This window comes from Rhodococcus koreensis (assembly GCF_900105905.1).
GTDB lineage: Bacteria > Actinomycetota > Actinomycetes > Mycobacteriales > Mycobacteriaceae > Rhodococcus_F > Rhodococcus_F koreensis.
In genome coordinates, this window is record NZ_FNSV01000005.1 from 4,161,790 (window position 1) to 4,184,890 (window position 23,101).

The following is a 23,101-nucleotide window of genomic DNA, read 5'->3' on the forward strand; positions in this document are numbered from 1 at the left end:
CAGAGCGGGACGGTAACAGTCCAGGTCGCCTTGCGGAGCGAATCAGCGAATTCTGTTCCCAGCTAACTTTCAGTTCGCCTTGTTGTAGGCCTCGATAATTTCGGCGGAGATACGGCCGCGCGCAGAAACCTTTTTGTTGTTCTTGCGCGCCCATTCCCGGATAGCGGCGCTCTGTTCCCGGTCGACCGAAACTCGGGACTTGGTGACGGCCGGGGCCGCCACCGCTTTGCCGCGCTTGCGCGAGCTCACCTTGCGCGCGTGGGAAACCCACACGTCGAGCTGCTCGCGCAATTTCGCCGCATTCTCCGAGGAAAGGTCGATCTCGTACTGAACACCATCGAGTCCGAACTCGACCGTCTCGTCGGCAGACGCCTCTTGATCGACATCGTCGATCAGGGTGACAGTGACCTTCTTAGCCATGGGATGAAATTCCTCTCGAATGAAGCGACGTCTCATCGTCAACGTGAGCTACGACCCGAGGTAACCATACCCCTGTTCTTCCGATTCGGAATACGAGGAATGGATCGAATTTATCCGCGCGAATTCACCCCCAGCGAATCAGCGAGAAGAAGGCCGAACAATGGGAAAGAGGATTGTTTCGCGGATTCCCAATCCCGTCAATGCCATGAGCAGACGGTCGATTCCCATTCCGGTACCGGTGGTCGGCGGCATTCCCTGCTCCATTGCGGCGAGGAATTCTTCGTCGAGGGCCATCGCCTCGTCGTCGCCGGCCGACGCGAGACGCGCCTGATCGACGAACCGCTCACGCTGGATCACAGGATCGACCAATTCCGAATAGCCCGTGGCCAACTCGAACCCACGGATGTAGAGGTCCCACTTCTCGGTCACCCCGGCCTTGCTGCGGTGGTCACGAGTCAGCGGTGACGTCTCGACCGGGAAATCACGGACGAAAGTCGGCTCGAACAACTGGTCGCCGCACTGGTGCTCCCACAGTTCCTCGACCAGCTTCCCGTGCCCGTAACCCTTGTCCTTCGGGACTTCGAGGCCCACCTTCTCGGCGAGAGCCAGCAATTCCTCGACCGTGGTATCCGGAGTGACCTCGACACCGATCGCCTGCGACAGCGACGGATACATCTCGAGGGTCTTCCATTCACCGCTCAGGTCGTATTCGGTGCCATCGGCAAGAGTGACGACCTGCGAACCGAAAGCGGCCTGCGCCACCTCCTGAACGAGTTCGCGGATCATGACGGCCGAATCGTCATATGTGCCGTAAGCCTCGTACGTCTCGAGCATCGCGAATTCCGGCGAGTGCGTCGAGTCGACGCCCTCGTTGCGGAAATTCCGGTTGATCTCGAAAACCTTCTCGATACCGCCCACGACGCACCGCTTCAGGAACAGTTCGGGGGCGATCCGGAGATACAGGTCGATGTCGAGGGCATTGGAATGCGTGATGAAGGGACGGGCCGCCGCGCCACCTGCCACCGTCTGCAGCATCGGCGTCTCGACCTCGAGGAACCCGCGACGCTCGAGCGCGTTCCGGAGCTCACGGACCACTGCCACACGCTTACGCGCATTGTCCCGCGCCTCGGGGCGCACGATCAGATCGGCGTAACGCTGCCGGACCCGGGACTCCTCGTTCATCTCCTTGTGCGCAACGGGCAGAGGCCGGAGCGACTTGGACGCAATCTGCCACGAATCGGCCATCACGCTCAGCTCACCGCGACGGGAGCTGATCACCTCACCGTGCACGAACACGAAGTCACCGAGGTCGACATCGGCCTTCCACGACACGAGAGCGTCCTCGCCGACAGCGGCGAGACTGATCATCGCCTGCAGCTGAGTGCCGTCGCCTTCCTGCAGCGTCGCGAAGCACAACTTGCCCGTGTTGCGCACGAAGATCACCCGGCCGGCGACACCGACCTGGTCGCCCGTGGTCGTGTCGGGCTCGAGGTCCGGATACTTGGCGCGGATCTCCGCCAGCGAGTGGGTGCGCGCCACCGACACCGGGTACGCCTGGCGTCCCTCCGCGAGAATGCGCTCACGCTTCTCCTGGCGGATCCGAAGCTGCTCGGGGGTGTCGTCGACTGGCTGGGCTGCTACTTCACTCACGGGTCACCAGCCTAATCGACAGCCGGTCGTGCCCCTATTCAGAGGTCAGCGTTCATCCCGACGGCTCGCCGTCAGCACCGACCGACGGCTCGCCGTCAGCACCGACCGACGGCTCGCCGTCAGCACCGACCGACGGCTCGCCGTCAGTGCGCCGAGACGGTGGCCAACTCCCGCACGCAGTGCTGCGTCGCGATGAGCGACCCCAGCAGCCCCGCCGCCTTGATCGCCTTGTACCCGCCGACGAGGTCGGTCGCCTTGTGGAGACCCAGCTCCTGCAGGGCCGCCGCGGCGAGGCTCGACGTGTAGCCCTCGGAGCAGACGATGATCCACTCGACGTCGTGATCCACGGCCAGCGCCAAGTGCGCCGAGCTGGTGGGATCGCAGCGCCACTCGAGGACGTTGCGTTCGATGGCGAGCGCGCCGGGCAGTGTCCCCTCGATCGCGCGCTGCGCCTGCGGGCGGATGTCCACCACGATCGCGCCGCGCGCCACGGCCTCGGGCAGCTCGAACGCGTACATCCGGTCGATCTTGGTGCGGGCCTCTTCGAGCATCTGGTCGATGTTCACTTCGAACCGCCCTCGGGGAGATCGGTGAGCTCGGTCCGGGTACGGCGCAGCGTGCCGTGGTCCGTGACCTCGTAATAGGACATGGCCGACAATGGCGGCGAGTAAGCGTGCACGCTCAGCGTCGGCGTCACCGCCTGTGCCCCGGGTGCGTCCGGCGCCCGCACCACGTCGTGGACCCAGCCGAGCGGAAACGAGGCCTGATCGCCGGCGTCGAGGATGCGGTGACGCAGTTGATCACCCGCCCAACGGAACTCGGACAGCGCGCCGCTGAGAACGGTGAGCGCACCGAAAGATCCTGCGTGGTCGTGCAATTCGGTATTCCGGTCGGGAACCCAGCTGATCAGCCAGACATCGACGTCGTCGTCCGAGTAGAGCCGGGTCGACCAGCGCTCGTCGGTGGGCCAGCTCTGCGGGAGCAGGACGTCGTGGCGGCCGTCGAGGACCTCGGAAGCACCCTGATCGGTGATGCGCAGCAGGTCAGCCGGGCGAAGACGGGTGGGTACAGATGCAGAAGAATACGTTGCGAGCACGAGAGAGACTCCCAGAAGTGTGAATTGGTCAAGGCAGCGTTCAGCCTCGACAACACTCCTGAGCACTCGTGCAGAGATTCACGGGGACCATTCTGACATAACTTCCGCGAAGAGGGAACCCATCAGTCGAGCGGACTGCGACGCGCTCCCTTGCGGGCCTGATTCCGCTCGTAGACCAGGCGCAGCCCTTCGAGCGTGAGATCCGGTTCGTGCTCGTCGACGGTCTCCGTCTCGGGCATGATCAGCGGCGCACGGTCGCCGGTCGCGATCACCACCACGTCGGAACCGGAGAAGGCGGGCAGTTCCCTGCGCACCCGGCGGACCAGTCCGTCGACGAGGCCGGCGAAACCGAACACCGCACCCGACTGCATGCATTCGACGGTGTTCTTGCCGACGACGGAGCGCGGCCGCACCAGTTCGACCTTGCGCAGCGCCGCCGACTGCGACGCGAGTGCGTCCGAGGAGATCTCGAGGCCGGGCGCGATGGCGCCGCCGAGGAACTCACCCTTCGCGGACACGACGTCGACGCACGTGGACGTCCCGAAGTCGACCACGATGCACGGCGCGTCGTAGAGGTGATGCGCCGCAAGACTGTTCACGATCCGGTCGGCGCCGACCTCTTTGGGGTTGTCGACGAGCAGCGGAACACCGGTTCGCACCCCGGGTTCCACCAGCACGTGCGGGACGTGCCCCCAGTACCGCGTCAGCATCACGCGGATCTCCCGCAGCACCGACGGCACCGTCGACAGCGCGGACACCCCCGTGATCTGATCGGTGTGCGCGCCGAGGAGCCCGCGGAAGATGAGCGCCAGTTCGTCGGCCGTCATCCTCGCATCGGTGCGCATCCGCCAGTCCTGCACCAACTTCGAATGTTCACCGGTACCGGTGAACAGTCCGAGAACGATGTTCGTGTTCCGGACGTCGACGGTGAGGAGCACGGGTTACACCAAACTGGATTCGCGCTCGGCGTCGAGCGTCGACAGCATGCGCGGGGTGATCAGGCCGGAGCCCTCCGGCGCGTGCGCCGGGTCGGCACCGAGTTCGACCGGCGTGTTCGCGGCGTCGACGAACACGACGCGCGGCTCGTAGTCGCGCACCTCCTGCTCGTTCATGACGCCGTAGGCGATGAGGATGACGAGATCGCCGGGCTTGACCAGATGCGCTGCCGCACCGTTGATCCCGATGACACCGCTTCCCCGCTCGCCGGCGATGACATAGGTTTCGAGCCGCGCGCCGTTGTCGATGTCGACGATGCACACCTGCTCACCCTCGAGGAGGTCGGCGGCATCCATCAGATCCTGGTCGACCGTCACCGAGCCCACGTAGTGCAGGTCGGCGTGTGTGACGGTGGCGCGATGGATCTTAGACTTCATCATGGTGCGAAACATGTTCCGGTCCTTACTCTTCTAGCGGGAAAGAAGTTCGTCTGTCGCCGACGCGTCCGAGGCCTCGGTGTCACGTTCGAGGAAACCGGTGCCGACGGCGACACCGACGTTGTCGATCAAGCGGGTGTTTCCGAGCCTGGCGGCGACGAGCAGCCGGCCATCGCCTCGCGCGGGGGCCGGACCGAGGTCGACGCCCCGCACCTCGAGGTAGTCGACCTCCACCTCGGGGGTGGACGCCAGCACCTCGCGCGCGGTGGCGAGGATCGCCTCGGCGCCCCCGGCCGCGGCGTGGGCACCGGCGATCAGGGCCGCGGACAACGTCGTCGCCGCGTTCCGCTGATCCTCGTCGAGGTAGCGGTTCCGCGAGGACAGCGCGAGTCCGTCGTGTTCACGCACGGTGGGCACCCCGAAGATCCGGACGTCGAAGTTCAGGTCGGTCACCATCTGCCGGATCAGTGTCAGCTGCTGGTAGTCCTTCTCGCCGAAGTACGCGACGTGCGGTGCGGCGATCTGCAGCAGCTTGGCGACGACGGTGAGCATGCCCGCGAAGTGCGTGGGCCTGGACGCGCCCTCCAGCTCTGCGCCCAGCGGTCCGGGGTGGATCGTCGTCCGCGGACCGGCCGGGTACATGGTGGCCGCGGTCGGCACGAACGCCAGCTCGACTCCGGCCTCACGCAGCAGTTCGAGATCGGCGTCGAGGGTGCGCGGGTAGGCGTCGAGGTCTTCGCCGGCACCGAACTGCAACGGGTTGACGAAGATCGAGACGATCACCACCGCGCCGGTGAGCTTGGCCTGCCGCACCAGTTCCAGGTGACCCGTGTGGAGGGCTCCCATCGTGGGCACGAGCGCGACCTGGCGGCCGACGCCGCGCAGCGCCTTCGAGACCCGCGTCAGCACGCTCGGGTCGTGGTGCACGGTCAGTTCGCCGCGCTTGTATCCGCCCTGCAGATCGCTCACGGGGCTCACCTCCGGTCTTCCAGGATGTCCAGCAGTTCAGGTGGGGCGCCGGCGCGCTGCGCCGACCTCAGCGAGAGGGCCCGGTAGCCGGCCGCAATCCGCGGATCGACCTCCTCGAGGACGCGCAGATGCGTGGCCACCGCCTCGGAGTCGCCCCGGGCGACGGGCCCGGTGAGCGCCGCGGGTCCGCGGCGCAGCGCGTTGTCGAGCGCCGCGGACAGCAGCGGCTGCAGAACTCGTTCGGCCAGGCCGTTCGGATCGTCGCCGATCAACTCCTGGCCGAGCAGTTCCTGGCCTTCGAGCGCGACTCGCAGTGCGGCGACGGCGTCGACGACGAGCGTGACCAGGTGGTTGCTGCCGTGAGCGAGAGCGGCGTGGTACAGCGGCCGCATGTCCTCGCGGACCCGCACCGGCTCGCCGCCGATCTCGAGAACCAGCGACTGCGCGATCGCGTAGCCGATGTCGTCGGCGGCGGTGATACCGAAACAGGCGGATGCGAGACGGACCGTGTCCTCGTCGTGGCCGGTGAACGTCATCGCGGGGTGAATCGCGAGCGGAACGACACCCTGCTCGGTGAGGGGGCCGAGGATCCCGATGCCGTTCGCGCCGGACGTGTGGGCCACGATCGCGCGACCCGGCACGGCACCGGTCGAGGCCAGCCCCGCGATCAGCGACGGCAGTTCGGCGTCGGGGACAGCGAGAATGAGCAGTTCGGAGCGGGCCGCGACCTCCGAGACCGGCAGAATCTCGGTCTCGGGAAGCCGAGTACGTGCCCGATGCCGTGACGCGTCGGAGACGGCCGAGCAGGCGACGACGACGTGACCCGCCCGCTCCAACGCGGCACCGATTGCTGTTCCGACCCGGCCGGCGGAGACGATTCCTACCGTCAATCTCGCAGGCGCAGGGCCATTAGTGATCCCGAAAGAGGTCACCTTCGTCCTCTCGTTCGTTCCAGTCCCGCTCGGCGGGTACCAGACGTTCCACGGTGAGGATAGCCCGGCTCGAACTCGGCCCGCCATGCGCAGGCAGAGTGATATATGCCTCACACCGTGCGGGTTGATCCTCGGGCGAGTCGGAGCCTATTCGGCCCGCCGACGCCTGCCTCCGGCGCTCTGGGACGCCCCCGACGCGGACTGCATGTTGGCCATGATCTCGGCGACGGACAGCCCGTTCGAGTGCGCGCCCGAAGAGTCGTCGTCCTCCGCCGCCCGCCTGCGGCCCCGCCGCCCCTCGGGCTCCGGCTCGGCCGCCTCGGGCTCCGGCTCGGGGTCCGTGGGCTCTGGTTCCGGCTCGGCGACAGGCGCGGGCGCGACCTTCGCGACGGGCGCGGGCGCGGTGACCGGCGCGATCTTGGCAACAGGCTCCGGCGTGGGCTCCGGTTCCGGTTCGACCTCGATCTCGGGTTCGGTCTGTCCGGCGCCGGCGGGCTCGACGATGGACGTCTCGGCGGTGACCGGATCGTCGTCGGGATTCGCGAAATGCGAAGACTGCGCGGAACCGCTCTGATGCCCGGCTCCCGCGGCGTGCCCCGCGCCCGGGATGTACAGGCCCGAGGCGGCCGGCTGATAGCTGCTGTACGAGCCGCCTGCGAGTTCCTGCACACGCGTCGAATCCGCCCGCAGCGCGATCCGTTCGGTCGGCATCGCGCCGTCGAACAGTGCCTCGAGATTCTTGCGGAGCGACGAGAGTTCGGCGCGCAGCGCGGCGAGTTCCTCTGCATCGGCACGCACTTCGCTGCGCACCCGCTTCTCGACGGTGAGCTCGTATTCGCGCCGTGCCGAGATCTCCCGCTCGAGCTGCAACTCGTAGACGGTCTGCAGGTCGCTGACCTTCGCCTTGTCGAGCGCCGACTCGCGCCGGTACTTCGTCATGGCGATGGCACCGACCGTGGCGGCCCAGAGCGCGGCCACCAGTCCCACGCGCAGGAGTTGGACGCTGTCGCTGAAGATCAGGAACAGGGACGCGATCACCGCGAGAGCGAGCAGACCCGCAACGATCATCTGGCTCGCGCTGCGCCTGTTGCGGCGCGCAGACTTGAGGCGACCAGGATTCGTCATGGTGCCAAGGGTACTTGGCCGCGAAGGGTGCACCGCGCATTCCATCCGACCTGCGGCGATCCCCTGTGCCCTAATGCGCGGGCTCGTCCGAGGGGTCGTCGGGGGTGCGGCAGCAGTGTTCCAGCCACAGCGCCGCACCGACGAGCGCCAGTGCCGCGACGAGACCGACCCACGCGCCGGGACTGTCCGAGCCGGCGGCGCGCAACACCGACTGCTGCGGAAGCAGGTACAGCAGGAAGCCTCCCCACACCCCGGCCGTCGCGGCGCCGACGAGTGCGGATGCCTTGGCCAGAGCGGCAACCCGGGCGGCGGTGATCGGGTGCAGCTGACGCGGCCCGTCACCCACCTGATGGTTACTGACCCGGGATCGCACCATGAACGCGAGCACGACCTCGATCAGCGCGACCGGATACAACGACGCCCCCGCGTACACGGGGATGGGCGGGAACGACCCGTAGAACACGCGCACCAGGATCCAGGTGGCGGCGACGGCGAGCGCGGCGAGGAACAGCAGATCCCAGATGCGGGTGGGTTTCATCGTGCCCGTCGGCTCCGGCTTCATCGCGACCGCCGGTCCAGAGCGAGGTCCGTCCGGTGCACACCGGCCCGCTCTTCGGCGTCCAGCAGCGGCAGCAGCGCGTCCACGCGGGTCGTCGTGCCGTCGACCGGCAACGCGGCGTCGGGTTCGACGTCCAGCCACGGAATCAGCACGAAGGCACGTTCGTGAGCTCGCGGGTGCGGCAACGTCAGTTCCGGGTCGTCGCTGCGGATGTCGTCGCACGTGACGACGTCGACGTCGAGCGTGCGCGGACCCCACCGCTTCACCCGCACCCGGTCGGCGGCGGCCTCGAGTTCCTGCCCACGCCGCAGCCAGCCGTAGCCGTCGAGGGCGGGATCGTCGGCGACGAGGACCGCGTTGAGAAAGTCCTGCTGCTCGACGCCGCCCCACGGCGCCGTCGAATACACCGGGGACACCGCAACGACCGCGTCACCCAGACCGTCGAGGACGGACTGCAGGTGGGCAAGGCTGTCGCCGACGTTCGACCCGATCGACAGCACCGCGCGACTCATGGTCTCGACCTGTGCGCCACCACCGCGACGTCCGCGAAGGTCAGCGGGATCGGCGCGGACGGCTTGTGCAACACCACCTCAGTGCTCCGGACGCGGGGGTCGGTCATCACCCCGTCCGCGATCTCGGCCGCCACGGTCTCGATCAGGTCCCGGGAGGGGCCCGCGATGATCGCGGCCGCACGCTCGGCGAGGCCGCCGTAGTCCAGGGTGTCTCCGAGGTCGTCCGACGCCGCGGCGGGCGCGAGGTCCATCCAGACGGTGATGTCGACGTAGAAGTCCTGACCGTCCCGCTTCTCGTGGTCGAAGACACCGTGATTGCCGCGAACCTTCAATCCGCGCAACTCGATTCGATCACTCACGTCCGGCTGCACCCCTCGTCCAGGCCTCGGCGACCGCGATGGCGTCGAGCGAGGCCTGTGCGTCGTGCACACGCACTCCCCACGCTCCGTGGGTCGCGGCGAGCGCCGACACGACGGCGGTCGCGGTCTCCCGGCCCGCAGGGGGACGGGGTTCGCCGTCCGCATCCGCGAGCAGCGAACCCAGGAACCGCTTGCGGGATGCGCCGACGAGAACGGGGAATCCCAGCTCGTTGAACTCGGGCAGCGCCTTCAGCAGCGCCCAGTTGTGATCGGAGTTCTTCGCGAAACCGAGACCCGGATCCAGCACCAGCGAGCCCGGATCCACCCCGGCCTTCACGGCAAGGTCGACCTGCGTCATCAGTTCGTCCCGGACCTCACGGACCACGTCGTCGTAGTGGTCGGCGGTACCGCGGTGCACGTAGTCGCCGGCCGAACGCCAATGCATCAGGATCCACGGAACTCCGGCATCCGCGACCACCGACGCCATCGCCGCATCGGCACGACCACCGGCGACGTCGTTGATGATCGACGCGCCCGCGCCGATCGCGGCCTCCGCGACGGACGCCCGCATCGTGTCGACGCTGACGCAGATGCCCTCGGCCACCAGGTCCGCGATGACGGGTGCGACCCGTCCGGCCTCGACGTCCGGATCGACCCGCGCCGCGCCCGGCCGGGTGGACTCGCCGCCGACGTCGACGATGTCGACGCCGAGACGCTTCAACGCGAGACCGCGTTCGAGCGCCGCGTCACGATCGAGGAAGCGTCCGCCGTCGGAGAAGGAATCGGTGGTGACGTTGAGAATCCCCATCACCACGGTGCGGCCCGGTGAGGGCAGCTCGATCACGGTCACTTCCGCAGAATAAGGTCCAGAGCCTCGGAACGTGAGGCCGCGCTGGACTGGAGCAGACCACGCACCGCGGAGGTGGTGGTACTCGCACCAGGCTTGCGGATCCCCCGCATCGCCATGCACAGGTGCTCGGCCTCGATGACCACGATCGCACCGCGCGGATCGAGCTTGCGCATGACGGCGTCGGCGATCTGGCTGGTCAGACGCTCCTGGACCTGCGGGCGCTTGGCATACAGGTCGACCACGCGGGCCAGCTTCGACAGCCCGGTCACCTTGCCCGTCCGGCCCGGGATGTACCCGACGTGCGCGACCCCGTGAAACGACACGAGGTGGTGCTCACACGTGGAGTACAGCGGAATGTCGCGGACGAGCACCAACTCCTGGTGCCCCTCGTCGAACGTCGTGTTCAACACGGTGTCCGGATCGGTGTACAGGCCCGCGAAGACCTCGCGGTACGACCGCGCCACGCGGGCGGGCGTATCGCGGAGTCCGGGACGATCAGGGTCTTCACCGATCGCGATCAGCAGTTCCCGCACCGCAGCCTCGGCACGCGGCTGATCGAACACCCGGCCTGTCTCGAGTGCCACGGGCTCACTACCGAGATGATTCACCGACAACCGAAACTCCTCCAGTACCGGGACCGATCGTCCCGAAGCAACAGCCTAGTGTCGGGCGGATCAGTTCGATCCGTCCGGTCCTTTCCAGGCCCTCGTCTGCGCATCGTCGTCCCCGGTGCCCCGCTGCTCGTGCGGCGGATTCCACTGGTTCCCCGGACCCTGGTTGGTCCCCGGCCCCTGGTTGCCGGGGTACTGCCCCTCCGGACTCTGGTTGCCCGGATCGCGGGGCGGCCAGCCCGGAGCCGACCATCCCGCGGGGGCGCCGTAGTCGGGACGCGGCTGCGTCATGCCGCCCTGCGGCCGGGCCGGAGCCGGCTGCGAGTAGCCGTTGGCGGGCGCCTGCTGCGGGTAGTGCTGCTGCGGCGGGGCCTGCTGCGACTGCTGCTGCGCGAACACCGGTTCGGGCTGCTGGGGCCACGGCTCGCCGCGCTCGGTCGCGAGTTCCCGCGGCGTCTTGACCGGCGGCTTGTCGGACGGGGTCCGGTGGCCGAAGTCGTTGAACGCCGTAATCCGGGGGCGCTTTTCGACGCTGTGGAAGATCTTCTCGAGATCCTTGCGGGTGAGGGTCTCCCGCTCGAGCAGTTCGGTGGCCAGGATATCCAGCACATCGCGGTACTCGTTGAGGATCGCCCACGCCTCGGTGTGCGCGGCCTCGATGAGGTTGCGGACCTCTTCGTCGATCTCGCGCGCGACCTCGTGGGAGTAGTCGGACTGCTGCCCCATCGACCGGCCCAGGAACGGGTCGCCGCCCTCCTGGCCGTACCGCACGGCACCCAGCTTGGCGCTCATGCCGTACTCGGTGACCATCGACCGGGCGATCTTCGTCGCCATGTCGATGTCGGAGGACGCACCGGTGGTGGGCTCGTGGAACACGAGTTCCTCGGCCGCGCGGCCACCCATCGCCATGACCAGGCGGGCGATCATCTCGGACCGTGTCATCAGGCCCTTGTCGTCCTCGGGCACCGTCATCGCGTGACCGCCGGTGCGGCCGCGGGCGAGGATGGTGACCTTGTAGACGGGCTCGATGTCGGGCATCGCCCACGCGGCGAGCGTGTGCCCGCCCTCGTGATACGCGGTGATCTTCTTCTCGTGCTCGCTGATGATGCGGCTCTTGCGGCGCGGACCGCCGACGACACGGTCGACGGACTCCTCGAGCGCTGCCTCCGTGATGACGGTGCCGTTCTCGCGGGCCGTGAGCAGCGCCGCCTCGTTGATGACGTTGGCCAGATCGGCACCCGACATTCCGACGGTGCGCTTGGCCAGGCCCTCGAGGTCGGCGTGCTGGTCGATCGGCTTGCCCTGCGAGTGCACCTTCAGGATGGCGCGACGGCCGGCGAGGTCGGGGGCGCCGACCGGGATCTGCCGGTCGAAGCGGCCCGGACGCAGCAACGCCGGGTCCAGGATGTCGGGGCGGTTGGTGGCGGCGATCAGGATGATGCCGGTGCGGTCACCGAAGCCGTCCATCTCCACCAGCAACTGGTTGAGGGTCTGCTCACGCTCGTCGTGACCGCCACCGAGACCGGCGCCACGCTGGCGTCCGACGGCGTCGATCTCGTCGACGAAGATGATGCAGGGGCTGTTCTGCTTGGCCTGGTCGAACATGTCGCGCACGCGGGACGCACCGACACCGACGAACATCTCGACGAAGTCCGAACCGGAGATCGTGAAGAACGGGACACCGGCCTCGCCTGCCACCGCGCGGGCGAGCAGGGTCTTACCGGTTCCGGGAGGACCGTAGAGCAGGACACCCTTGGGAATCTTCGCGCCCAGTGCCTGGTAGCGCGCCGGATTCTGCAGGAAGTCCTTGATCTCGTACAGCTCCTCGACGGCTTCGTCCGCACCCGCGACGTCGGCGAAGGTCGTCTTCGGCATGTCCTTGGACAGCTGCTTGGCCTTCGACTTGCCGAAGCCCATGACGCCGCCGCGGCCGCCGCCCTGCATGCGGCTCATCACGAAGAAGAAGATGCCGAGCAGGATCACCATCGGCAGGACGAACAGCAGGATGGACGTGAGCCAGCTCTCCTGCGTGACCGTGGTGTTGTAGCTCTGCAGGCCCTTGTCGGAGATCTCGTTGAAGATCTGCTCCGACGCCGACGCCGGATACTTGGCGAGGATCTCGGTCTTGCCGTCGGTGGCGTCGTTGCCGTCCTTCAGCCACAGGCGCACCTGCTGCTCCCGGTCGTCGATCTGCGCCTTCTCGACGTTGTTCGCGTCGAGCTGCGCGATCGCCACGGAGGTGTCGACACCCTTGAAGCCGCGCGTGTCGTTGCCGAAGTAGCTGAAGGCGTAGATCACCAGCAGGATGCCGGCAACTATCGCCAGGTTTCGAAACACAGTCTTACGGTTCATACAGGTCGGCCGAGATGGCCGGTCCTTTCGAGAGTGCGGGTCTTCCGGGTGCGCCTTCCGGCTGCCAACCGGACAAACCAGGTTACCGCGAAGGCACCCCGGCGACTCCAGGTAGCAGCCAACCGCTGTCGCGAGCGGTCTCTATTTCGTTCAACGCGCGCGGCAGCCCATCGGTTCCCTCCGCCTCGATCCGGGTTCGGATGTGCGGGAGTTCACCGCGTAGGCGCGACCCTCGGCCAGCCGCCGCCGACCCGCTCGATGTGGGCGGCGAGGGCCAGGATTCTGGCCTCGCCGCCGGGTGGCGCCGCGATCTGCACGGCCAGCGGGGTGCCCGAATGCGAGTGCGTGCCGACGGGGACACTGGCCGCCGGCCAGCCGACGAGATTCCACAGCGCGCTGAGCGGGGCGTACCGCACGTTGGCCACGATGTTCGACAACCACGACCGCTCGCTCCACGTCGTCGCCGCGAGCGGCGGCTGCGCGAGCGCGGGGGTGATCACCACGTCGTAGTTCTCGAAGAAGGCGCGCAGCGAGTCCTCGAGCCTGTTCACCTGCTGCGGGCGGACGAACCGGCCCAGCGCGCGACCCAGCGCGACGTGCCTGCGGGTCCGCGGCTGCAGTCGCCTGCGGTCGAGGCCCTCCGCGTCGGCGGCCGTTCCCGCCGTCCAGCGGGCGAGAACCGGAATCAGGTTGACCGGGTACGGCAACGTCGCGGGCTTCACGTCGTGGCCCGAGCCGGTCAGTTCCGTCCCCGCACGCACGGCCGCGTCCCGCCACTGCGGATCGACCGTGGCCAGGAACGTCGGCGACCCCGACGCCACCGCGATCCGCAGTGGCTCCGACGGCCCGATCCTTGCGAGTTCGGGACGGTCGGCGATCACGGACAGCATGAGGGCGGCGTCGTCGACGGTCGTGGCGATGGGCCCGTTCTCGGCCATGCCGAACCAGGAGGTGGCGCCGAGTTCGGACGGCACGACTCCCCTGCCCGGTTTGATACCGAACACTCCGCAGTTCGCCGACGGGATGCGGATCGACCCCAGACCGTCGGTCCCGTGCGCCAGCGGCACCATTCCCGCGGCGACGGCGGCGGCCGCTCCCCCGGACGAGCCGCCGCAGGTCCGGGACGGATTCCACGGGTTGCGGGTGATGCGGCCGGGCGCGTCGGTGGTTCCCCACACCGCCAGTTCGGGGAGGGTCGTCAGCCCCACCACCACCGCTCCCGCCGCCCGCAGTCGCGCCACGACCGGATGGTCGGCGGCCCTCGGTTCGGCGCTGGTCGCGCCTGATCCCTCGCGCATCGGCAGCCCGGCCACGGGGATGACGTCCTTGATCGCGACAGGCACTCCGGCCAGTGGAAGAGTGGCCAGATCCGGTCGGCGGGACAGGGCCAGCGCTTCGGCTCGGGCCTGGTCGCCGAGGACCGCGGCGAACGCCTGGATCTTCGGTTCACGCTCCGCGATGGCCGCGAGCGCGGCCTCGACCTGCTCCATCGGGCTCGAGACGCCCGAGCGGACCTGCTCGGCGACGACGACGGCTGAGGTGAACGGGGAGTCCCCCATCATCCGAGTATATGGTGCAGCGCAGCAGCGATTTCGAGTATTCGCGCTGGATACGGTAGGTCTGCGGGGTTACCATTCGCTTGTCCCTGGATGGGACTCTTCACACCGCTCCAGACAACCTCGATGTGCCCAGAGAACCCGCCCAGTAGAACCCTCGATGTGCAATGACCAGAGGAAACGGGTCGGGCAGAGACGGATCGGCCGCTGGATCGGACTCTGCCGAACGGACCGTCGGAGTCACGAACTCCGAACACGAGAGCAGCGAAGCGACGGTCGCGGCCGGCCCGTCGACGGTGACGGCTGAGCAAGCACTGTCGGCACGGACGATGACCGCCGAGCAGACCGCGTCCGCCGAACAGACCGCCGCGTCCGAACAAACCGCTGCCGCCGAACAGACCGCGGAGGCCGAGCGAACCGCTGCCGCCGAACAGACCGCGGAGGCCCGTCCGACCGTGACCGCCCGGCAGCCGGACACGCTCATCACCATGCCGCCCGGCAATGCGGCGCTCGACGACGTGGAGGTCGGGCAGCAGGTCGACGACTTCGATCTGCTGATGGGGCTGGGCAGCGGCGCGTTCGGCCGCGTGTTCCTCGCACGCCAGCGGTCGATGCAGCGTCTCGTCGCGGTGAAGATCTCCCACGACAAGGGCAACGAGCCGCAGACCCTCGCGCAACTCGACCACGACTACATCGTCCGCGTGTTCGACCAGCGGCTGCTCGAGGACCGTCAACTGCGCCTGCTCTACATGCAGTACCTGCCGGGTGGCACCCTGCTGCGGGTTCTGCGGCGCGTGCGCGTCACCCCCGAGCGGGAGCGGACCGGCAGCCTGCTGCTCGACGTCGTCGACGAGGAAATGCGGGAGAAGGGCGAACTCAGGCCCACCGACTCGAGTGTGCGCGACGAGATCGCGTCCCTCACCTGGCCCGAGACGATCGCGTGGCTGGGACGGCGACTGGCCGAGGCCCTCGACTACGCAGGCAAGCGCGGCGTCCTGCACCGCGACATCAAACCCGCCAACATCCTGCTGACGGCGGAGGGTGTGCCCAAGCTCGCCGATTTCAACATCAGTTTCAGCGACACCGTCACCGGGGCGTCACCGCTCGCCTACTTCGGCGGGTCCCTGGCCTACATGTCCCCCGAGCAACTCGAGGCGTGTCACCGCGGAATGCCGGGAACGGCGGCGGACCTCGACACCCGCAGCGACATCTTCGCGCTCGGGGTGATGTTGTGGGAGCTGATGTGCGGGCGGCGTCCGTTCCAGGACGAGGACGTGTCGAGCGAGTCGCTCGCCGCACTCGAGGCGATGCTGGACAGCCGCAGCCGCGACGTCGACCCGGAGTTCCTGGACCAGTTGCCCGCCGACTGCCCGCCGTCGCTGCGCCGGGTACTGCTGACGTGTCTGGCGCCGAAGCCGGAGGACCGGTGGTCGTCCGGCGCCGAACTGGCCCAGCAGTTCGACCTGTGCCTGAACCCGCGGGCCCGTGATCTCGTCGATCCGCCGCCGAACAGTTGGCGCATGCGGTTGCGCCGCTTCGCGCTTCCGATTCTGGTTTTCGGTATCGCGGTGCCGAACGCGCTCGCGGGCGCGTACAACTATCACCACAACAAGATGCTGATCATCAGCAATCTGACGCCGGAGGCGCAGCAGTCGTTCGAGGGGATCCAGTTGGTGATCAACTCGATCGCGTTCCCGTTGGGCGCGATCATGCTGCTCTACTGGTGCCGCTACCCGCTGCTGGTTCCGCGGGGTCTGCGCAAGGGCCGGACGTACGACCGCCAGACCCTGGCCCGAGCCCGCACCGACACGTTGCTGCTCGGCGACCGCGTGGTGCTCGTGGTGTTCGGGTTGTGGGTGATCGCGGGAATCGCCTATCCGATTTCCCTGCAATTGGCGGCGGGGAACGTGCCGCCGGGCGCGTACGTGCACTTCATCGCGTCGCTGATCGTGTGTGGTGCGGTGTCGGTGGCGTACCCGTTCTTCGTGGTGGCGTTCTTCGCGGTGCGCTGCATCTACCCGACCCTGCTACCGCAGGACATCGCCAGCAGTGCCGACGCGCACAAACTGCGTGGACTCGACCGCCGCAGCACGCTGTATCTCGCGGTGGCCGCGTCGGTTCCGCTGGCCGGTGTGGCCGGGGTGACGTTCCTGTCGCCCGACGAGATCACGCTGGTGATCATCGCCGTCCGCATCCTGTGCGTCGGCGGCATCTTCGCGTTCGTCGGTGTGTACTGGCTGTTCCGCCAGCTGGAGCAGGATCTGCGGGCGCTGGAGCTCGCCGTGTCCCACGAACCCGTCCGCTGACGGGCGGGGTTCAGCCGCCGTAGACGGAGGGCTCGAGCGTTCCGATGTACGGCAGGTCGCGGTAACGCTCGGCGTAGTCGAGGCCGTAGCCGACGACGAATTCGTTGGGGATGTCGAAGCCGACGTTCGCGACGTTGATGTCGACCTTGATGGCGTCGGGCTTGCGCAGCAGCGTGACGACCTCGAGCGACGCCGGGTTCCGCGTCGAGAGATTGCGCATCAGCCAGGACAGCGTGAGACCGGAGTCGATGATGTCCTCGACGATCAGCACGTGGCGGCCGGCGATGTCCTTGTCGAGGTCCTTGAGGATGCGCACGACACCCGAGGACGACGTGGACGACCCGTAGGAGCTGACGGCCATGAACTCCATCTGGGTGGGGATGGGGAGGGCCCGCGCGAAGTCGGTCATGAAGAAGATGGCGCCCTTGAGGACACCCACCAGGAGCAGATCCCCTTCCGGGGCGCCCTCCGGGTAGCGCTTGGCGATCTCCTCGGCCAGTTCGACGGTACGTCGACGGATCTCGTCCTCGGAGATCAGTACCGATGCGATGTCGCCTTCGTACACGCGATCAAACCCTTCGTCGGTCGTCCAATCCGACGTTCAGCCTGCCACGTCGCCGTCGGACCACCAACCTCGCGTCCGGAGTTCCGCCCCCGATCGCTACCTGTCCCTGTCCGCGCCACCGTGCGACGAGGTCGTCCACGGCCCGCAGCTGGGTATCTCCGAGACCGCGCGCACCAGCGGCGAGGAGCCAGCTGCGCAGCACCCGCCGGCGGACGGGTGGCGCCGACAGAGCGAGCACGGCCGCGTCGATTTCGCCGTCCACCACGACGTTCGCTCCGGCGTCGGCGGCCAGCGCGTCGAGGACCGCCCCTTCCTCGCGCAGGTGCTCGCCGGTGCGGGCGAGGGCCCCGGCGACGCCGCCGCCCAGGACGTCCTCCAGCAGCGGCAGCACCTCGGCGCGCAGCCGCACCCGGACGAAGTCGGGTGAACTGTTGTGCGGATCCTCGTGCGGGCGCAGGCCTAGTTCCGCGCAGGTCTGCCGGGTCACCGCGCGTCGCACGTCCAGCAGCGGCCTGCCCCACGGGCTGTCGTAGGGGCTCATTCCCCAGATGGATCGACCGCCCGAACCGCGCGACAGCCCCAGCAACACCGTTTCGGCCTGATCGTCGAGGGTGTGCCCCAGCAGCACCGGGCGGGTTCCGCGCGCCGAGTCGAGGGCCCGGTAGCGGGCCTGCCGGGCGGCGGCCTCGAGCCCGCCGGTTCCGGTGACGTCGACGGGAAGCACCTCGGCGGACGCGCAGCCCAGGGCCCGGGCACGCGCTGCCGCCTCGTCGGCGACGGCGTCCGACCCCGGCTGCAGCCGGTGATCGACGACCAGGGCGATAGCCGAACGCGCCTCGGCGGCGGCCGCCGCGGTCAGTGCCAGTGAATCGGCGCCGCCCGACAGAGCGACCGCGACGTCGCCGTCCGGCGCGTGTGCCGCGATCCAGCGCCGCACCCCGTGACGAACCTCGAGGATCGCCGGCTCCTCGGGAAGCACTGTCACCGGCTCAGTCCTTCGCGAATCAGCCCAGCACCCGGGACACCCAGGTGTCCGGCGCGTCGATCTCCGGGAGCCGGGGCAACGTGTCGGGGCCCGTCCACACGACGTTGAACCGGTCCATCCCGACCTTGTCCACGACAGCGTCGACGAACGCCTTGCCGCGCACGTACTGCGCCATTTTTGCGTCCATTCCGAGCAGCGCCCGGATGACGCGCTGCACCGGGTTGCTCTTGCGGCGGCGCCGGCTGTCGAAGGCCGCGCGGATGGCGGCCACCGACGGCACGACCGCGGGACCGACCGCGTCCATCACGTGGTCCGCGTGCCCCTCGAGGAGGGTGCCGAGCACCAGCAGACGGTCGAGTGCCTCACGCTGCGGCTCGGCCTGGGTCGCGCGCAGGAGTCCGACGATGCCGCCCGGCGCACCCGACTCGTCGGGCTCCGTGCGCCCACGGTCGCGCAGCGCGGAGGACAACCGGCCGACCATGTCGGTGATCGACTCGTCCTCGGCGGATCCGAGGGTCTCCACCGACTCCTGCATGTACCCGGTGAGCCACGGTGACGACGAGAACTGCACCCGGTGCGTCACCTCGTGGAGGCACACCCAGAGCCGGAAGTCGCTGGGCCGCACCCGCAGTGTGCGCTCGACGGACACCACGTTGGGCGCGACGAGCAGCAGGGTCCCGTTGTCGCCGGTGAACGGGTCGTACTGGCCGAGGATCGCCGAGGACAGGTAGGCGAGCATCGCGCCGGCCTGAATGCCCGCCGGCTTGCCGAGGAGCATGCCGGGGGCGGCGTCGCCGCCGGTGAGTTGCGACATCGAATGCGCGGCGGCGTGGATCCACCCCGCCCGATCGAGGATCTGGGCGGTGGGCACCGGCAGTCCGTCGGCGAGGCCGGTGACTTCCCGGACGGGCAGTTCCGCGCGCATCGACGCGTCGGCCAGTTCCGCGACCACGGTTTCGGCCGTGTACCGCGACGTGGCGGGCCCGCTGCGCGCCAGCCTCACTCCCGTCCTGGCTGCGAGTTTCCAGTCGACGGCACCGCTGAAGGCATTTCCCTCGGCGGCCATCACTCGCACCCGCACGTGCGGAGCGCGGCCGCCAGTGCGTCGAGCGCGGGACGGCTGACCTCCGGCGGGCGGTCGTTGGACATCAGCGCGAACGTGAGGACGCGCCCGTTCTGGTCCACCACGTAGCCGGCGAGGGCGCTGGCCGTGGACAGGGTGCCGGTCTTCGCGCGCACCCATCCGGCGCCTGTGCGGTTCCCCGACGCGTACCGGTCCGACAGGCTGCCCGTGGCACCGGCCACCGGCAGGTAGTCGAGCATCGGCCGCAGGGCGGGATTCCCCTCCCCGGCGGACGCCGTCAGGACCTGGTCGAGCGTGTGCGGTGCGATGCGGTCGTCCACGGACAGCCCGCTCGCGTCGTGCAGCGTGAGCCCCGACAGATCGAATCCGGCACCGGACAGGGTCTGGCCGATGGTCGCGACGGCGCCCGCGAACGATGCTTCCGCGCCGGCATTCATGGCAACCTCCCGCCCGATCGCTTCGGCAAGCACATTGTCCGAGTGTTCCATCATCTGCCGCAACCGGTCGCGCAGCGGCGCGGACTGCACACTCGCGACGGTGGCGGCGCCGGGTGCCGCGACGCCCGACGCGACCGCAGACGGGTCGACGCCGAGCGCACCGGCCAGCGTCCGCCCGGCGTCGAGCGCGGGCGTCGAACTGCGCGGCGACTCGTCCACGAGTGGGTCGGCGCGTCCGCCGTCGATCATGATCGGCTCGGTGGGGGTGATGAATCCGGCGCCGACATCGGTCGGGAACCACCCCTGCGCCATGGTGTCGCCCGAGTAGATGCCGGTGTCGACCACGATGCGCGTCACCTGGATGCCCGCGTTCCGGATCTGATCGACCAGTTGCGAGATGTGAGCCGCACCCGGGTAGTAGCCGTTCTCCCCGACCGGCTTCGCGGTGAGAGTGGGATCACCACCGGCGACGAGGACGATCTCCCCGGGAGTCGCCCCCTGCACCACCTTCGTCGTGACGCGGTGGTCGGACGGCAACGACAGCAGCGCGGATCCCGCGGTGAGGACCTTGGTGGTCGACGCAGGCGTCATCGGGGTCTGCGGGTTGACGCTCCACAACACCTGACCGGTGACCGCGTCGGCGACCGTTCCGCTGAACTTGCCGAGGTCGGGGTTGGCGGCGGCCGGATCGACCGCGGCCGCGATCCCCTGCGCAGTCGGCATCGGCGCGTCGTCCGGGACCGGCGTGACCTGCGGGGCCGCGATGATCGGCGCCGGTGCGGGGGCGATCGTCAGTTCACCGCGGCCCGCCGACGCGTTGTGCGCGCTCACCGCGACCACCAGCACGGCGGCCATCGCGAGCACCACGACGACGACCGACGCGAACAGAATTCGCATGTTCCGACGGTGGCGTCCCGCCAACGAGCCCATCTTCTTCTTTCCCTGGCCCGGCAACGCGCCTCCGTCTTCACTGTGATTCGTGGGTGGTCAGACAACCAACCTTATCCTCGACCCGATATCCTCTCCCCGAATCATCATCGACACGACAGCGAGGAATCGGCGTGGAGTTCGACGTCACCATCGAGATCCCCAAGGGTCAGCGAAACAAGTACGAGGTCGACCACGTGACCGGTCGCGTGAAGCTGGACCGCTACCTGTACACCGCGTTCGGCTACCCGGCCGACTACGGCTACATCGAGAACACCCTCGGCGAGGACGGCGACCCGCTGGACGCGCTGGTTCTGCTCCCCGAGTCCGTGTTCCCGGGAGTCATCGTCGAGGCACGTCCCGTCGGCATGTTCAAGATGGTCGACGAGGCCGGCGGCGACGACAAGGTGCTGTGTGTGCCCGCCGGCGACCCGCGCTGGGACCACATCCAGGACATCGGCGACGTCCCGCAGTTCGAACTGGACGCCATCAAGCACTTCTTCGTCCACTACAAGGACCTCGAGCCGGGCAAGCACGTCGAGGCGGCCGACTGGGTCGGGCTCGCCGAGGCGAAGGCAGAGGTCGAGGCCTCGCTCGAGCGTCTGAAGGACAACGGCGGGCACTGAGCCCGACGTTCGTTCGAGCGGCGCCCAGTTCTCCCGTCATCGGGTGGACCGGGCGCCGTTGCCGTCTCACTCCCCCGCGTCGCCGCGGGCCGCGGCCTGCAGTCCGGACTCACTCCGCAGGGGTACTTCCTTCCACAGCACGGTGAGGACGAACGCGACGACGGCGAGTATCGAGACGCTGAGGAAGACGGATCCGATGGCGTCGGCGAATCCTTGCCGGAACGGCAGGGCGAGCACGTCGTCGAGTCTTCCGATCACCGAACTGTCCGTGAGGACGCCGCTGACGCCTGCGTGGTCGGGGCTGAGCATTCCCTGACCCATGGCGGCCTCGGCGGGGTCGTTGCTCTGCGCGGCGGCTACCACTGCCCGCCGGAAGTCGGAGGTGCCCGCGGCGGCCGTCACGCGCTCGCCGATGGCCGGGGTGAGGCGGGAGAAGAGGATCGACAGGAAGATCGCGACGCCTGCCGTGCCGCCGATCTGCCGGAAGAAGGTGGCCGCTCCGGTCGACACCCCCATGTCCTGCGGGGGCAGGGCGTTCTGAATGGCGAGGGTGAGCGGCTGCATCAGGTTTCCGAGACCGAGTCCCAGGATCAGCATGAACGCCATCACGACGGGCATCGGGGTGTCGGCTGCGAGCGTGTGCAGCAGGAACGCGGCGACCGCGATCAGGGCGGTCCCCAGGATCGGGAAGTACCGGTACCGCCCGGTCCGCGAGATCATCTGGCCGCTGACCACCGACCCGGCCATGAGACCGAGGACCATCGGCAGGATCTGGAACCCGGCGAGGGTGGGGCTCGAGCCCTTCACCACCTGCAGGTACTGGGGCAGGAGGGTGATGCCGCCGAACATCACGGCGCCCACGACGAGGCTGATGACGACGCCGAGCGCGAAGGTGCTGTTGCGGAAGAAGCGCATCGGGATGAGCGCGTCGTCTTTCATCGCCAGTTCCACGAGCACGAACGCGAGCACGCCGACTGCGCCGATCACGTAGCACGCCAACGACTTCGAGTTGCCCCATCCCCAGGTGTGCCCCTGTTCGGCGACGACGAGCAACGGCACGACACCCACCGCGAGGGCGATCGCGCCCCACCAGTCGATCCGCCTGCTTCCGCCCGGTCGCCGCGGAAGCTGCAGCACCCGGGAGACGACGGTGAGCGCGACCAGCCCCACCGGCACATTGACCAGGAAAACCCAACGCCAGCCGTCGATTCCGAGGATCACGTCCTGCCCGGCGAACAGTCCGCCGAGCACCGGCCCGAGCACGCTGGACGTGCCGAACACGGCCAGGAAGTAGCCCTGGTACTTGGCGCGCTCACGCGGGGAGACGATGTCGCCGATGATGGTGAGCGCCAACGAGAACAGGCCGCCGGCGCCGAGTCCCTGCACCGCACGGAAGGCCGCGAGCATGTACATCGACGTCGAGAACGTGCACAGGACCGAGCCGATCACGAACACCGTGATGGCGAACATGAAGAACGGCTTGCGGCCGTAGATGTCGGACAGCTTGCCGTAGAGCGGCGTCGCGAGGGTGGCGGTGACGAGGTAGGCGGTGGTGGCCCACGCCTGGAGCGAGTAGCCGTCGAGGTCGTCGGCGATGGTGCGGATCGCCGTCGCCACGATCGTCTGATCGAGCGCGGCGAGGAACATGCCGAGCATCAACCCGCTGAGTACAGCCAGGATCTGCCGGTGGGTGTAGGCCACCGGCGTTTCGACCGAATTCGACACTGTTTCCTCGCTGCGCTGTCGTTTACTTGTAGTCGGCAAGTATGCGAGCGCAGCGAGGATTCGGGCAACTGTTGGACTGGGC

23 protein-coding genes are annotated in these 23,101 nt (G+C 68.4%); 2 read left to right on the top strand and 21 right to left on the bottom strand.

The features are described 5' to 3' along the window. Positions 1-69: 69 nt before the first annotated feature. The 16 genes from BLV94_RS23490 to BLV94_RS23565 all read right to left on the bottom strand — a co-directional run bounded on the left by BLV94_RS23490 (position 70) and on the right by BLV94_RS23565 (position 14,367). The gene (locus BLV94_RS23490) at positions 70-420 is read right to left on the bottom strand and encodes a histone-like nucleoid-structuring protein Lsr2 (protein ID WP_072947363.1); all 351 of its coding nucleotides are present in this window, start codon (positions 418-420) and stop codon (positions 70-72) included. A gap of 138 nt (positions 421-558) precedes the next feature. Next, positions 559-2,070: a lysine--tRNA ligase gene (lysS, locus tag BLV94_RS23495; protein ID WP_072947362.1), complete on the bottom strand. Its 1,512-nt coding sequence runs from the start codon at positions 2,068-2,070 to the stop codon at positions 559-561. 143 nt (positions 2,071-2,213) lie between these two features. After that, positions 2,214-2,636: a rhodanese-like domain-containing protein gene (locus BLV94_RS23500; RefSeq protein ID WP_012691510.1), complete on the bottom strand. Its 423-nt coding sequence runs from the start codon at positions 2,634-2,636 to the stop codon at positions 2,214-2,216. Then, a complete protein-coding gene (locus tag BLV94_RS23505) occupies positions 2,633-3,166 on the bottom strand; it encodes a cysteine dioxygenase (RefSeq protein WP_072947361.1) in 534 nt (177 codons plus the stop codon). The genes BLV94_RS23500 and BLV94_RS23505 overlap by 4 nt, the downstream gene beginning before the upstream one ends. A 122-nt stretch (positions 3,167-3,288) precedes the next feature. After that, positions 3,289-4,104 carry a type III pantothenate kinase gene (locus tag BLV94_RS23510; protein WP_072947360.1) on the bottom strand — a complete coding sequence of 272 codons (816 nt, stop codon included), beginning with the start codon at positions 4,102-4,104 and terminating at the stop codon, positions 3,289-3,291. Positions 4,105-4,107: 3 nt separating this feature from the next. Then, positions 4,108-4,554: an aspartate 1-decarboxylase gene (panD, locus tag BLV94_RS23515; protein ID WP_072947359.1), complete on the bottom strand. Its 447-nt coding sequence runs from the start codon at positions 4,552-4,554 to the stop codon at positions 4,108-4,110. An 18-nt stretch (positions 4,555-4,572) separates the two neighbouring features. Then, positions 4,573-5,508, bottom strand: a complete 936-nt coding sequence (gene panC / locus BLV94_RS23520) for a pantoate--beta-alanine ligase (protein WP_072947400.1) — start codon at positions 5,506-5,508, stop codon at positions 4,573-4,575. Positions 5,509-5,513: 5 nt separating this feature from the next. After that, positions 5,514-6,440 carry a Rossmann-like and DUF2520 domain-containing protein gene (locus BLV94_RS23525; protein WP_072947358.1) on the bottom strand — a complete coding sequence of 309 codons (927 nt, stop codon included), beginning with the start codon at positions 6,438-6,440 and terminating at the stop codon, positions 5,514-5,516. Positions 6,441-6,587: 147 nt separating this feature from the next. After that, complete coding sequence (locus BLV94_RS23530; RefSeq protein WP_072947357.1) at positions 6,588-7,565, bottom strand: DUF6779 domain-containing protein; 978 nt, start codon at positions 7,563-7,565, stop codon at positions 6,588-6,590. A gap of 70 nt (positions 7,566-7,635) precedes the next feature. Next, a complete protein-coding gene (locus BLV94_RS23535) occupies positions 7,636-8,103 on the bottom strand; it encodes a DUF3180 domain-containing protein (RefSeq protein ID WP_179377657.1) in 468 nt (155 codons plus the stop codon). Between the two features lie 20 nt (positions 8,104-8,123). After that, entirely contained in the window at positions 8,124-8,636 is a 513-nt protein-coding gene (gene folK, locus BLV94_RS23540) for a 2-amino-4-hydroxy-6-hydroxymethyldihydropteridine diphosphokinase (RefSeq protein ID WP_072947355.1), read from the bottom strand. Then, positions 8,633-8,995, bottom strand: a complete 363-nt coding sequence (gene folB / locus BLV94_RS23545) for a dihydroneopterin aldolase (protein WP_072947354.1) — start codon at positions 8,993-8,995, stop codon at positions 8,633-8,635. Before folB ends, folK begins: the two co-directional genes overlap by 4 nt. Next, entirely contained in the window at positions 8,988-9,845 is an 858-nt protein-coding gene (folP, locus tag BLV94_RS23550; protein WP_083395653.1) for a dihydropteroate synthase, read from the bottom strand. Before folP ends, folB begins: the two co-directional genes overlap by 8 nt. Next, positions 9,842-10,459 carry a GTP cyclohydrolase I FolE gene (folE, locus tag BLV94_RS23555; protein WP_043826734.1) on the bottom strand — a complete coding sequence of 206 codons (618 nt, stop codon included), beginning with the start codon at positions 10,457-10,459 and terminating at the stop codon, positions 9,842-9,844. Before folE ends, folP begins: the two co-directional genes overlap by 4 nt. Positions 10,460-10,519: 60 nt before the next feature. Beyond that, a complete protein-coding gene (gene ftsH, locus BLV94_RS23560; RefSeq protein ID WP_072947353.1) occupies positions 10,520-12,808 on the bottom strand; it encodes an ATP-dependent zinc metalloprotease FtsH in 2,289 nt (762 codons plus the stop codon). Between the two features lie 212 nt (positions 12,809-13,020). Beyond that, positions 13,021-14,367 carry an amidase gene (locus BLV94_RS23565; RefSeq protein ID WP_072947398.1) on the bottom strand — a complete coding sequence of 449 codons (1,347 nt, stop codon included), beginning with the start codon at positions 14,365-14,367 and terminating at the stop codon, positions 13,021-13,023. Between the two features lie 164 nt (positions 14,368-14,531). Here BLV94_RS23565 and BLV94_RS23570 point away from each other — a divergent pair, with 164 nt between their 5' ends. Further along, complete coding sequence (locus tag BLV94_RS23570) at positions 14,532-16,670, top strand: serine/threonine-protein kinase (RefSeq protein ID WP_072947352.1); 2,139 nt, start codon at positions 14,532-14,534, stop codon at positions 16,668-16,670. Between the two features lie 10 nt (positions 16,671-16,680). On the opposite strand, the gene hpt is transcribed toward BLV94_RS23570, so the two are convergent. The 4 genes from hpt to dacB are packed head-to-tail and all read right to left on the bottom strand — an operon-like array spanning position 16,681 to position 20,671. After that, on the bottom strand, positions 16,681-17,235 hold the full coding sequence (gene hpt, locus BLV94_RS23575) for a hypoxanthine phosphoribosyltransferase (RefSeq protein ID WP_072947351.1): 555 nt from the start codon (positions 17,233-17,235) through the stop codon (positions 16,681-16,683). Positions 17,236-17,239: 4 nt separating this feature from the next. Continuing rightward, positions 17,240-18,220: a tRNA lysidine(34) synthetase TilS gene (gene tilS, locus BLV94_RS23580; RefSeq protein WP_072947350.1), complete on the bottom strand. Its 981-nt coding sequence runs from the start codon at positions 18,218-18,220 to the stop codon at positions 17,240-17,242. A 19-nt stretch (positions 18,221-18,239) separates the two neighbouring features. Then, the gene (locus BLV94_RS23585; protein ID WP_072947349.1) at positions 18,240-19,286 is read right to left on the bottom strand and encodes a zinc-dependent metalloprotease; all 1,047 of its coding nucleotides are present in this window, start codon (positions 19,284-19,286) and stop codon (positions 18,240-18,242) included. Beyond that, positions 19,286-20,671 (bottom strand): D-alanyl-D-alanine carboxypeptidase/D-alanyl-D-alanine endopeptidase, encoded by a 1,386-nt coding sequence (gene dacB / locus BLV94_RS23590; protein ID WP_072947397.1) that lies wholly within the window; start codon positions 20,669-20,671, stop codon positions 19,286-19,288. Before dacB ends, BLV94_RS23585 begins: the two co-directional genes overlap by 1 nt. 131 nt (positions 20,672-20,802) lie before the next feature. On the opposite strand from dacB, the gene BLV94_RS23595 reads away from it, so the two are divergent. After that, the gene (locus BLV94_RS23595) at positions 20,803-21,294 is read left to right on the top strand and encodes an inorganic diphosphatase (protein WP_072947348.1); all 492 of its coding nucleotides are present in this window, start codon (positions 20,803-20,805) and stop codon (positions 21,292-21,294) included. 66 nt (positions 21,295-21,360) lie between these two features. On the opposite strand, the gene BLV94_RS23600 is transcribed toward BLV94_RS23595, so the two are convergent. Continuing rightward, complete coding sequence (locus tag BLV94_RS23600) at positions 21,361-23,058, bottom strand: MDR family MFS transporter (protein ID WP_072947347.1); 1,698 nt, start codon at positions 23,056-23,058, stop codon at positions 21,361-21,363. Positions 23,059-23,101: the final 43 nt, after the last annotated feature.

Bases quoted from the DNA above. Each gene is read 5' to 3' on its own strand.
- BLV94_RS23490 (WP_072947363.1), bottom strand. From the start codon at position 420: ATGGCTAAGAAGGTCACTGTCACCCTGATCGACGATGTCGATCAAGAG.
- panD (WP_072947359.1), bottom strand. From the start codon at position 4,554: ATGTTTCGCACCATGATGAAGTCTAAGATCCATCGCGCCACCGTCACA.
- BLV94_RS23530 (WP_072947357.1), bottom strand. From the start codon at position 7,565: ATGACGAATCCTGGTCGCCTCAAGTCTGCGCGCCGCAACAGGCGCAGC.
- BLV94_RS23535 (WP_179377657.1), bottom strand. From the start codon at position 8,103: ATGAAACCCACCCGCATCTGGGATCTGCTGTTCCTCGCCGCGCTCGCC.
- folK (WP_072947355.1), bottom strand. From the start codon at position 8,636: ATGAGTCGCGCGGTGCTGTCGATCGGGTCGAACGTCGGCGACAGCCTT.
- ftsH (WP_072947353.1), bottom strand. From the start codon at position 12,808: ATGAACCGTAAGACTGTGTTTCGAAACCTGGCGATAGTTGCCGGCATC.
- BLV94_RS23565 (WP_072947398.1), bottom strand. From the start codon at position 14,367: ATGGGGGACTCCCCGTTCACCTCAGCCGTCGTCGTCGCCGAGCAGGTC.
- BLV94_RS23570 (WP_072947352.1), top strand. From the start codon at position 14,532: ATGACCAGAGGAAACGGGTCGGGCAGAGACGGATCGGCCGCTGGATCG.
- BLV94_RS23585 (WP_072947349.1), bottom strand. From the start codon at position 19,286: ATGGCCGCCGAGGGAAATGCCTTCAGCGGTGCCGTCGACTGGAAACTC.
- dacB (WP_072947397.1), bottom strand. From the start codon at position 20,671: ATGGGCTCGTTGGCGGGACGCCACCGTCGGAACATGCGAATTCTGTTC.